The following is a 12466-nucleotide window of genomic DNA, read 5'->3' as shown; positions in this document are numbered from 1 at the left end:
TTGGCTTAGAGCTCATGATTTCCCGGCCTCCAGCAATGCCCGTGCTTATAAGATATATCCTAAGGGAATATTTATGCGATTTAGTTCTTCTGGTTTATACTTTCCATTTACCGGACAAGGGCAAGTAGACGCTGGCTTACATCCTCTGCAATGGCCCTATGTAATGACCCACGAGATGGGGCATGCTTATGGCTTTGGAGATGAGGGACTTGCACTTCTTGGCTATGTGGCTTGCGCATCGGCTGAAGTTCCGTGATTGCCCTACCATGGGAAGGCTGGGCTTATTGGCGAACCCTAGCTTACAGTACCTTGCGCTATAGCGGGAAGCCCTATAAAAGCCTTCGAGCTGAATTGCCTAGGCATGCAGGCTGATATGATGCCTCAACGAGAATCTCAGAGCTTTATCCGATATCATGCCAAGGCACGGTATGCGGCTTGACGCTTTACCTAAAGTCACAAGGTATCAAAGAAGGGAATGCTCAATTTTACAGTAGAGTCATGATGATGGGTGGACGGCATGGAGGCTAACAGCTGAAAACTAACCGTCCAGAAACGTTTCGGTCTGACTGTACCCCTGGTTTTTAGCCAATCTCGACCTTGTTGCGAATTGGTCGCCTGTAGAGGATTTCTCCATCCTTTAACTCCGCCACCGCAACATTTGCTTTTCAAGGCTTTGCCAATCTTTTAAGGTCTGCATTCTGGGCTACAAAAACCGGTGATTAAGGTTAGCCTCTTTTCTTTTCTCTGCTTAAGATCCAAGCTTACTCGCAAACCTGTTGACTGCTGGAAGCGGCTTCTTTCTTTTGCTCATTGAAACTATAATGAAATCCGGGATCGGTAGAAAAGACGATGCCAGATTCGATCTTTTTTTTGTTTTTCTTGGCCAACTGAATCTTTTACTTTATTTACCAGTTCTTGAACTGCATTTAAGGTTTTCTAGTCTGCGATCAGATGATAATAGTCTAATCGGATCCTTGTATTAAAACAAAAACGAGGCGGCTAAGATGGATTATGCGGATCTATATCTGTGTTCCGGCAAACCAGCTAAAACCAACTCCATTTAAAGTTTCCTTTTTGCAAACGCTACCAACTGCTGGAATGAATCCACCGTCATCTCTCCAACAGTATTTCAAAGTGTAATCTCCTTGTGGTGCGACTCGATCATCTCCAAACAATCGAAAGCAAGAAAAAAGTCTTCACTGAAGCATCGAAGGCTATGGCACTCCAAGGGTGAGATTTAAGAATCTGTCCGGGTTTTCCAGCTGTAAGACTGGAAAAGTATGAAGCTACTCCTTACAATACCCGTAATTCAGTGATCGGGAAGTCATGTTTATCCTGCACCTAGGTGTAGAGATCTACCACTGGGTGGTAAGCTTTAAGTCCTGAAAATCGATGTCAGGTAGAGGAAACCTCCGCCATGAAACCCCTTCCGTACGCCAACATCTACATGTTGACTATAAGGAATTGCTTCTTACCTCACATCCTTCTTTCATGTTAAAGGCCGTTTAGCTTGTAAATCAGATTCTCTCCACTAATGCTCTATCCTTGTCCTCACAGTGAGGTCATCCTAAACTGTCGTTTGCAAAACTTTAGTTTTTGGTCAGATTTTCTCTTGCCAGGTATGATGAGATCACTTTTAAAAAGTGAAGGTCAATTCCATTTTCGCATTGCCCCCATCTGAATAGATTGGTGCTCTTGATATCGTAAGTTGGCTACGAAGCGTCCCCGCGGTTTGGTTGCAGGATAAATGGACCTTGTGTGGAATCTTGGAGATTTAGGTTGATGACTAAAGTATTGGTAATGTGCCAGGGGGAGAAAAGTGCCACATCACCCAGCAGGAGAGATGGTTTTCATAGTTTTTTATAACTAGCTCAATGATTGTTTTCGTGGGACTTAAACTAGTAAAAATCCTTTGGCTTTCGTATGCCGAGCTTAGGGTTGCCAAAGAATCAGAAATATTTTTTGAGACAGCACTATTCCAGGCGTCAAACATCATGAGTAATTTTTTACATTGCGCTGTTTTGAAGAGCAAACCCACACCCGGGTTTCCGCATCGGGATTGCGGCCTCTTTTTATGATCATTTTGTCTATACAATTAGACTTATGAAAGTAAGCTCAACAGTTGGCTTCAGTATCATGATGGTAGCACGCAGCTCATTTTGGCTTTAATCCTGAAACGGAGACAAACAATGCATTCAATCTAATGAAAGGAGATTACACTTGAGGAGATTTCTACGGCTGCATTTAAGGAGTTTGATGGCTTTTGTAGATAAACAGTTCCTATCAAGATTCATGTTGTAGTTGTTCAAGACAAACGATTTCCTTTGAAGAAGTGCAGTCTTTCCCAATAATTGGATCAGTTTTTCAAACGAGATGGGGCTGGTCATAACCTAACTATGTATTCACCGAACCGGAGATTAGAAAGGAGAAGCTGATATCATTGAAGATGAGGGAGAGTTTCGAAATAATACGTGGATTAAGCTACGAAAATCATGCATTAGGCGGGAATTTTGGAGGTTGGCAGTATGATCCTGGATCGACCTAATCAAATTGTTATGCTTGTCGAATGATAGAGCATCCTTATTATTCGTGACTTTTGTGAAAGCATGAATTTCTTGAGGGCATCTTGTTTACGGCCAGACAAAGGAGGCATGATATCTATCAACAAAAGTGATGATGGCTTAGGGGAGACTTGGCCTATTATTTGACTGAGTCTTGAGCTAATGCAGAAGAACGCAGATGAAGTGAAAAAGCAATTGCAGAGTCGGGTAAGGTAATTGTCGATATTTTCCTTTGCTCAAATGAATGCTTTCGGCCGGTAAATATGTTAGAAGTGAAAAAACGCTGAGCGGAATTTTGTATGTCTCTTCAGCTTTTTCATTCTTTGGCATATCAGCAGACTGACAAGATTTTAGCACATACAGCGTTATCCATAGCCATTAGATCATATTGAAAAATATGGGGGGGGTAGTGCAGGTGTATGATGGCTGAATCTTCCTTGGCAAAAGAAAGAGTAGAGCCTGTTCCATGGTGTACTCTAGTATGAGGACCCAATATTTTATGAGGGGGCTTTTGGAAAAAGATCAAGTATGAGCCTTAAAAGGTTCACTTTCAACTAGACGTTGGGAGTGACTTTTGTAGTCAGAAGGAACTGTAGAACTAAATAGCAGGAGCTTTGATTGCACCAGGCACGGATTAGATTTTCAATTATATTTGCAAGCGCACTATCAATCAATGGGCTAGCTTTGATTGAAAATTTCAGGCTTTCGCTAGCGATACCCGTCAAATCTAATCGTCCATATGAAAAAACACTTACTTCTATTCTTATTTTGTATTTCACATCCTTATTGCTTGCTACTATATGAGGTTATGTTCAAAAACAACTTCTTTAGCCTGAGATTTAAGTTGACTTTGAAGCAGGAGATACGGCTAGTTTGGAAATCATTGAGGTTTTCATAATGTAAATGGGATCCAGGATGAATATAGATGAATCCGAGCTTCATTAAACGGTAGATGCTGTTCTTCTCCTGGGTGAGTAACTTCGTTTTTTGACAAGCCTGGTTTTTAACAACTCCATGTACCTCACCGTGCTATCGATATGTTGGGCACGGGTACCGTTACCCTAAACTGAGTGATTACCGAAATAATGTAGCAATCCTCCAAGAAAGTGGACTGGGACTCTTTAGAGGTTTTATCGAATCTTCAATAATGGGCCGACAGATGTGAACTGAAGGATACTCACTTGGATGGGGTCAACTTTACTTTCTGGCTACACCTAGATGTGGCACTACGTATGTAGCTGTTCGAACTCCGTAGCTTGAAATACTTTGGCAAGCTGCTTTTCAATCGGAACTTAGGGTTCGTTGAGTAATGGAGGGGAGACTCTATTGGCTATTAGATGGTGAACGGAAGGGTTGTGGACTCAGTGGATTAATACGATTGGTAATGGTTGGCCTTCTGAGGCAGATGGATCGTGGCCTCAATTGGTCTTTGTGATTGCGGATGTGAATGCGGTCATGTAATTGGCAGCAGTAGCACTTTGTAGGGCGCAAATGTCGGAGGATTCGATGTATTTGCTATCGCCTGGGGTTCTTCTCAATGTTTGACTGGAACTTTGTTCTACATTCTTACAGATGATTTTTGAGATAGAAGATGAATCGGAACGGTTACTTTCCAGGTCGTAATTGGAGCAATGCGGAGGATCAGTACCTTCTAGTGTAATTCAGTAGAGTCTTTGGACGGTTCTAGCGGCTACGGAGGATGCAGACTTTACTTATCTGATGATACTATGATCGAATTTTACTGAAACTGTGAAAGTGACTACAAGCAGAGAGCAGCGTTACGCATTGTGATGATATGGATGTTAGAGGCGATTTGAAACGATTGAAATTGACTTTGAACTCCCGAGTCGAAGGCGTGCATTAACCCACTAAGAAAGAATCTCACGATTTCCATCCGGGATAATGACGCACAGATTCAGCCAATTGTGATCATGAAATCTGTACATAATCCGCGGAACGGATTCTGGTATTTGAGCTATTCACTGACAATCGCAGCCAAGATCTGGCAGGGATTCCTTTTAGTGCGAGTAGAATTTACCTCCCAGCGGTACACTAAAGCCAGGTGATTATTTAATCATTGCAAGGACTCAGCCGCTTTCGAACGAAAACTTTGCGTAGCAGCATTCGAATGGAGAATGGCTCCAACTTTTAATTAATTGGGAGGGGGGCGCATTGGTGCAGTTGAGAGATCCTTCTTGGCAACAATTCGTTGATGAAGTGAATTATGACGATGGTGGAGAGATTGGCCTCTGATGCTGATGGGCGGTGAGGTTCACTGATTTATTGGTGTGAATGCCGATAAATACAATGGATCTATTGGGAAGCAGCATTAAACCCACTGAAGTATTTGCTGGTGTTGGCAATTACTCTCGGTTCTCCTGGAGAGGCTAATGACTGTTCTGATCCTGGGGATGCCTGACTTCCAGCCTATGATATTGGTATAGTCACTCCATATGCTGAGGTAGACCGATTCCGCTAGGTATTCAACCTGCCAATTCAGAGGCATTGTCTACGAGTAGATTATTGAGGTGGATAAATGGATTGCAGTTTACAATCATTGACAGCTAATATGATGGTATCGGCTCTTCAGTGGTTTCAGAAAGATTTTTGGATATACGGTTGCGGAAGGAGATCAGGTTCGTCTAAAGGTGAGATCGTCGTCGTGGATTATGCTAAGATTTCGCCATCAAAGATCATAACTTTGTATCCGCTGGAAAATATTTTGTTCGATCAGCTGTAGTAACGGTTTCTAGATGAGAAGTAAGCATCTCAACTAGTGAAGTTGAAGGTGTGAGTTTTTGGTGTCTTTCTCTTCCAGATTCTGGAGGAGGAAATGCGAGATTACTGATGGAATAACACCTATTACGATGAGATTGGATTCGATACGGGCTTTGTGAAAGTGATATTCTTCCGAGCCTTTCAATGTGATTGGAATTGGGGGCAATTTGACTGAATGGCAATGCACATTTGATGCTGGATATCAGAATTCAGCCCCGATAACTGGCGGATTTTGGAAGTGATTAGTTCGACTTTCGATCCAAGTTTAGCAGGTACCCATTCAGTGTTTCACCTCCTACTGACAGGTTCAACTTAAGATGCAAGAGCGCATTTTTGAACTTATCCGAATTACGATTGCTTTGGGTAGAGAGGTTGTTGCGCGTGCAGCACCTAGTCTAAATCTACATCTGAAATTGCGACAGTAGAAAGGATTATCAGCTTCAATTTCATTGCTGAAAGGTAAGTTTTCGGACTTACACAACTGTAAAGCAATAAAAACAGGAGTTATCTTCAATAGCCCGCTGCGAGTGTTTTGCTCCGGTGGGTATTTGTCATCTATCAACAGGATCACAGTATGTACCAAGGAAAAGATAGGCTTGGCTATTTCCCGGAGGAGGGCAGGAGGCGTTGCGCATATCGGAGTTTTGCGGCGCTTTTGGTTGAAAAAGGCATCGGAGGTTGATGTCTCAGTGGCACAGTGCAAGGAGTCGTGGCATTGGCATTTGCGGATTGAGTATTGAAACAGATGCTGGTAAATTGTGGAGAGAGTAGTTCTTCAAGGCTTTCAAGATCGTGATTCCCAAATAACGGGCTGAACCAGCTAAGTTATCTGAGAAAGATTGGCGAAGGTGATCCGTGAGATAACTTTCGACTTTAAAAAAGCTAACTAATCGCCATTTCTAATTTGATACAAGGACAGCTGGGAGGTTTCGGCACGAAGGTCCATTTTTGACGTGGTGGGCCTGTCTAGTATTCACTCATCCTTTAAGCCAGTGGAATTGATGCGGGGATTTTGTAGATGGTGGAGTGTTTTGCACCTGCGGTCGATCCCATCAAAGACAAAGTGATTATCGATTTGGAGTTGATGTAATGCCGGCTGTGGTGGGAAAAATAAAGCCTAAATGGGTGGTTTGGGATGGAATAAGGTGTTTTGAAGGTATCTGGTACACGCGAATTCTCTAGCCAGAAGCAGCTTTGTGATCACTTAATTGAGGTGAAGAAGCGTAGCTTCCCACCTTTCAATTCAATAAGTATAGGGGCTGGAAGGAGTTGGGGTAATCAGGCAGCCTTAAACTCCATGACAGACTCAATGCAGGCATCTGGCAAGTTTATCGTTAAGAAAGAACGGAAAAGTCTCAGGATTACTAATATCGACGTCAATAAATTCTTTCTTCAAAGTTGTGGCAAAGACAGACAAGGTATATACTTTGATCGGGAAAGATTTATGCTCCCGATCTACAGACTGCTACTCACCTTTTTAGGAAGGATGTTCAGATGGGTTTGAAGGCATAGAAGATGGTACGATGTATTGGCTACATCGTCGACCTTGATTATTGATCGGTCGATCAAATTCCTATTTTTCTAATATCAGACTTAGCTTCAATGTTCTACTGGGGCTGCGGATTCAGCCTAATTCTGGTCAGGCCTGACTGGAATTCTTCCGTGATGGCTTCAGTCTTCTTTAGGATCTCCGCAAAGCAGTACCATTGTTTTATTGATCCTGCGAGTACAATCTCTTGCTCGTCGTAGTTGTGTTTCAACATTTGAATGGCCAAGCGCTTTTGATCTTTTGTTTGATTTCCTGTGCTCCAGAATCTTCATGTGTAGCGTCGTGATAATATTTTGCTGCAATTTCATTAAAAAAATTTAAAGATTAACTGAACTAAAGGGGATATTTTTCGACCTTGTATTGATATTCAAGGAATATCTTCTTATTTTTAAAGCGGAATTTCGCTAGAAAAAGAGGCTTGTAGAAAGCTTTCAACAATGAGGATTGGGGCTCACCTAAAAATTACACTTGCAATGGTACAGGCAATCTTTTCATATAGGGTCATGTGGCGCAGCACTAGGCTATGCTACTTTCGTTTATGACAAATCCCGCAGAACTTTATGGGTGCAAGAGAGAGATTAGCCTTGATCGGGACAGAGTTTGGAGAAATGTGGTTTTTGCTCGTTGCCCTTTGGGCAGAAGAAGATGTTCAACGGGATATTCGGCGGTATTCGCATTTCTTCTATTTATGCAGCCTTCTGTGATCACACAAATTGATTGATCGAGATCTTCTAGATGGAGTATTGGTGTCCATCGTTCTTGCTCCAAGTTAGGAGAGATTTTACAACCTTCATCATACAGTTTTAATTGAAAATCTTATCATCTTAGCTTTTATCGGCACCCCTTACTTTTTCCTTGTCGCAGAAATTTTGCTGAAAATTCCAAAACGTTTTGGTGAAATTGAGATGACTGGCTGGCCCGAAGCTGACTGCCAATTAATACCTATCTTTGAGATTCATTTCTCCTGATTGGGATTTTAGCAATGAACGGAGCGGGATATGGTTTTTGCAGGCAGGTGGAATCAAGCACATTATGCTTCACTGGAATTTGGCTGTTTCAGCTGGTTTAGGGCCAGCACTCTTTGGCGGAATGGAACAATCTAGTTTTGGTGTAGTAGAGCGTTTTGGTTGGTGGTTGCACATTACCATGGTATTCGTCTTCCTAAATTACTCCTAATCAAAGCTTTAACACATCATTTTTGGCTTTTCAACACCTTCCTATGCAAGCAACTCTAGAGGTGAGATGAGAATATGGACTCATTATGCATGAAGGTTAAGAGTAAAATGATGGGATTCGATGGGCGGCGGTACAGGAGATGCGATGTGATTGAAGAATTACCTGAGTTTGTGCCAATGATGTTTTTCAGTTTGAGCTGGAAAAACATTTATGGATGCTTTATAGTGTACGGGGAAGTTGGTGTTGGTACCTCCGTTTGTCGCGCAAACTAACTGGAAGAAGTTATCTCCTCGGGAATTCTCATGGATATTGGGATAGGGCAGACGAGATCGGTAAGAATCTGGATTCTAAATTGCAGATTCGCTCAAGACAAGGGAAAAACCTTTATCAAAAGATAATTTGAAATGAAATTCTCTTTGACTACATTACCAGAGAAGAGATTCATGCTTGTACTACTTGCAACGCTTGCGTAGAGGCTTGTCCGTTTGAATAATCAATTGGAACGCATACTTAACTCAGAAGATATGAGATTCCTGACGGAGTCTGCTGGCCCATCGATTGGCTACCGATGTTCAAATAGCATTGACGAACAGTGGAGCGGTTTGGTCGATGGCTGTGGAAGAGACCAGTGGGCAAGGAATGCGATGGCTGAGTAAGGAAACAACTTTATTTGACTTCTTTAAATTGAAAATAATGAGTGATTGAAGATAAAAAAATGGCGGGAAATGGCTGCCGAGGGCAGCAAGCGAAAACTTTTCTGGGTAGGTTGCAGGTTAGTTTGATGCGCGTGCTCAAAGGTTACGGTAGCCCTTTGTAAGATTTTGAATAAGGTGGGAATCGAATTTGCCATTCTTGGATCAGAGGAAAGCTGTAGAAGGAGACCCGGCGGCGAGCTGGTAACGATTTGTTTTCGCAGATGAACTGCCTACAAAGTGATGACTTTGAAATGTATGAGGTGAAGAAGAATTGCACGGCTTGCCGCATTGCTTTAACCATTAGAACGAATATCGAATGGGCGGAGAGTATGAGGTGGTGCCATCATCTCAATTTACAAGAATTAATTGACCAGGGACGCTTGAAGTTGACTGAAGGGGGAGCTTTCGAAGGTAAAAAGATCATTATCAGCGATTCTTGTTATATGGTCCGTGCTTAATGGCGTATACGAGGCTTCCTCGAAAAGTTTGGAAGGCTTGGATAATGAGTTGTGGAGATGAAGCGTTGTCGGAACAAGGGCTTGTGCTGCGGAGCTGGAAGGCGCTTCAGATGTTCAATAAAGAGATGAGCCAGGAGATAGCGAATAATATCGATCGAGCGGAGGAAGTCTTAGCTACCAAAGCTTGAGATCATTTGCGGTGAACTGTCCTTCTGCATGACAATGATGGGAGATGGTGTAAAAACGAAAGAGAAGCAAGCATGATGTTATGGTCTAATGGACTGCCGAGCTAATTGTCAATAATATAGTGTAATTCGATTCAACCATCCGTGCCAATCTGTTCTATTTGGGTGTAAAGAATAAAGGGATTAATTATCACATGGAGCATTGACAATTTCAGATAGTACGCGGTATTGATTTACCAAAAGTAACACCTTCAAGGAAGAAGATGAAAAATAGGTAAAGACCTACATTAAGCAGTTTGCTCACAATGGGTGAGTCACAATCGGAATCAAGCCTTCGGCGACTTGCTCCATGGCAATTTGTAGTGCTCGAGGTAGACGAGAGTCAGGCGGGTGCTAGTGGTTGTTCTTCTATCGATAGTTCGCGTGCGGCTTTCATGAAGGCTTGAAGGTGAATATGGGTAGACCTCTTTGACAGAATGACTTTACCTATCTAGATGGGGGGCAGGTTAAGACAGACGACAGAGCCACTTTTGCCGCAAAATACTAAAGCTGGGAAATCAACGATCAAAACCCTGGTGGTTTGGATACTTTGGTTGATATAAAGGCAAATTTGAAAGCAGCTGGGTGAAAGCCTGGGAGAGAGTTGGCACATAAGTATGGTCTACAGTTTGAGCATTCTAGCTAAGACCTTAACTATTTCTATTCTGTTTTCATATCCTATGGAGATCTTTAATAAGATTTTATTTCGAATAAGCACGTTTTCGACTATTTTGCAATTATACTTAAAATCAGCATCAAATTTCGATTCACACATGGATGGAAGATAAAAAAGTGGTTAGGCATTGAAGGTGTGAAGTTAGAAATTGTTCATCGCACCCGAAAGCGTCGAAGAATCGTTGCCAATTTGAGGGACGTCTGGCCGGTTTCAATTTTAAATGCTCAGACTGTACGAGTTATCCGTTATCGCATCCTCTGAAAATACGGGGTCGAGTGTAAAGATAAATCTGATCGTGAAATTATTAACACTGAACAAACTAGTTTGAGTAGTTAGTTAGTTAAGTCCCAGCAGAGAACGTTGAAATACCGTTTACTTGCTTTTTAAATTGGCTTAAATCGGAGATGGATGAGTTTGGCGATCGGAACTCTTATATGGGGGACTGGCCCAGGGAGCGAAGGCTATTCAGGCGTTGATCTGATTATCGCATTGAAGCAGAAGCAAAGTAAAGGGAGTTTGCCCTCAATACCTTCGACAAGAATTCATTAAGGCTTTTAAGTAGTGTCTGCAGCGAACAGCCTAAATTAGTCTTTCTTTTTCTTTTTTCCTCTGCATTTTCCTAAGTAGCTTTGGGCGGACAAAAAAAAGTTTACTAACAGAGCTATGAATTCGCAAGTATAGCTGTAGATCGGAGTTATTGTACTGATGGTGTTTGGCTAGCTTTTTCTGGTTACTGACACAGCAGCGGACTATTTCTAAAACCAATTCGGGACCATACTGGCGTCATTGACAGTGCCTGCTCAATTCCGTAAACTACTATCAAAATGGCGGCCTCCATAGGCAAGCCCCGCTGATGAATAGAAACTGGGAGAGATGGTGTGGCAGTGGCGGAATTTACAATTACTTATTTTGTTTTCAGCTCAGTTTCGCAAGTTATTTGGTTTCGGAGCTTGGGCTCAGAGGATTACATTGGCTGCTTTTTTGTTTTGGCAGCTTACAGTCTCTATTTAATTGCTTTTGCGATTCATTGATTGAATCTCTTGATTCGCTAATTATGCCGGCTCTCTACTTTTTAAACCTTCAACTCAACTATTTTTACGCCAATAACTTCTTACGCCAATATGCTGCATCTCCTTGGGCGGTTTTGATCGGTTGGTATTATTATTTCCGGTTTTTGTTAGCGATGGTAATCCGGGCATTCTATGGATGTTTCTGTTTATGAACGATTGGCGGCTTGATCAAAGCCTCGGAAGCATACATTTGATGATGCTTTTCTTTTCTCTCTTATTTACCACATTTCTCGCAGGAAAAGTGGCCGAAGGGTGCGGCTTGGGCAAGTATGGGTTGGGTATTGCGATGGAATAGTCTCTTCTAGCGTGGGTAGGCTATGCAAAGTACGAATCAAGCCTATGGGAACAATATGAGCCTGTGGGGATCTTACTTAATTGGGAGATGTTATGAGGTGGATCGGGAAATATACTTGGGAGGTCGTTATCTTACGATCTGGGCCCGTAATTGTGCTTCGGTAAATTGGGTTGATTTATTTGCTGGGAGTAGGATCTTATGGCCAAGGTGTGGGTTCGCCTTTGTGCTGGTACCAGTCTTTGTTGGCTTGGAGTAGCTTTGATTACGGCATTTTTGTGGTTTCAGGCCTTTAATGATCCATGATTATATTTTATTGAGCATGCTCGGTTTGTCCAATCTTCTTTCTCATCATGGTTTGGTTCCTTTAGATGAGGTGATGAAGAATAGAAAATGGATATCCTTAGCAGCTACTATGGTGTTGCTCGATTGGGCGTTTTATACATCGTTATAACCGGCAAATCAAAACGACGGACTGTACCTGAAGCGAGTGAAATCAATGCGGCATTCTACACACTCGAGGAAAAATTAAGAAGCTTGGGAATTGACCGGGAAGACTATTTAGGCTGTGTCGCTGCAGACACTACTTAAGCTTAATGAATTTCTTGTCGAAGGGATTGAGGGCAACTCCCTTTACTTTGGCTTCTGCTTCAATGCGATAATCAGAGCGAACCGCCTGAATAGCCTTCGCTGCCCTGGCCAGTCCCCCATATAAGAAGTTCCGATCGCCAAACTCATCCATCTCCGATTTAACCAATTTAAAAGGCAAGGTAAACGGTATTTCAACGGTTTCTTCTGCTGGGACTTCAATCGTTTGTTTCAGATTGATTTCCCCTAGTTCGTATTCATCGATCAGTTTTTCTTTACCTCGACCCCGGGTGTATTTTTCTACGAGTGCGATACGGATACTCGTGACAGTCTGAGCATTTAAAGATTGAAACCGCAGACGTCCCTCAATTTGGCCGTTTCTTCGACGCTGTTCGGGTG

General features: G+C 42.4%; 5 protein-coding genes. 4 read left to right on the top strand and 1 reads right to left on the bottom strand.

Features of this window, described 5'->3' with window-relative positions:
• The 4 genes from D5R40_RS24880 to D5R40_RS36010 form a co-directional block, all read left to right on the top strand.
• Window positions 1-256: DUF3810 family protein (locus tag D5R40_RS24880; protein ID WP_124155381.1), on the top strand; the 256-nt coding region annotated here is incomplete at its 5' end.
• Between the two features lie 7679 nt (window positions 257-7935).
• Entirely contained in the window at window positions 7936-8064 is a 129-nt protein-coding gene (locus D5R40_RS41415; protein WP_282433663.1) for a hypothetical protein, read from the top strand.
• A 409-nt stretch (window positions 8065-8473) separates the two neighbouring features.
• The gene (locus D5R40_RS42850) at window positions 8474-8557 is read left to right on the top strand and encodes a 4Fe-4S binding protein (RefSeq protein ID WP_124155382.1); all 84 of its coding nucleotides are present in this window, start codon (window positions 8474-8476) and stop codon (window positions 8555-8557) included.
• 65 nt (window positions 8558-8622) lie between these two features.
• Window positions 8623-8769 carry a hypothetical protein gene (locus D5R40_RS36010; protein ID WP_161565064.1) on the top strand — a complete coding sequence of 49 codons (147 nt, stop codon included), beginning with the start codon at window positions 8623-8625 and terminating at the stop codon, window positions 8767-8769.
• A gap of 3293 nt (window positions 8770-12062) precedes the next feature.
• On the opposite strand, the gene D5R40_RS24865 is transcribed toward D5R40_RS36010, so the two are convergent.
• On the bottom strand, window positions 12063-12466 hold a 404-nt coding region (locus tag D5R40_RS24865; RefSeq protein WP_124155380.1), incomplete at its 5' end, for a sporulation protein.

Origin of the sequence: Okeania hirsuta, assembly GCF_003838195.1 — a bacterium.
Lineage (GTDB): Bacteria > Cyanobacteriota > Cyanobacteriia > Cyanobacteriales > Microcoleaceae > Okeania > Okeania hirsuta.
Note: the sequence above shows the minus strand (reverse complement) of the source record. Positions and strands in the feature narration are given on the sequence as shown.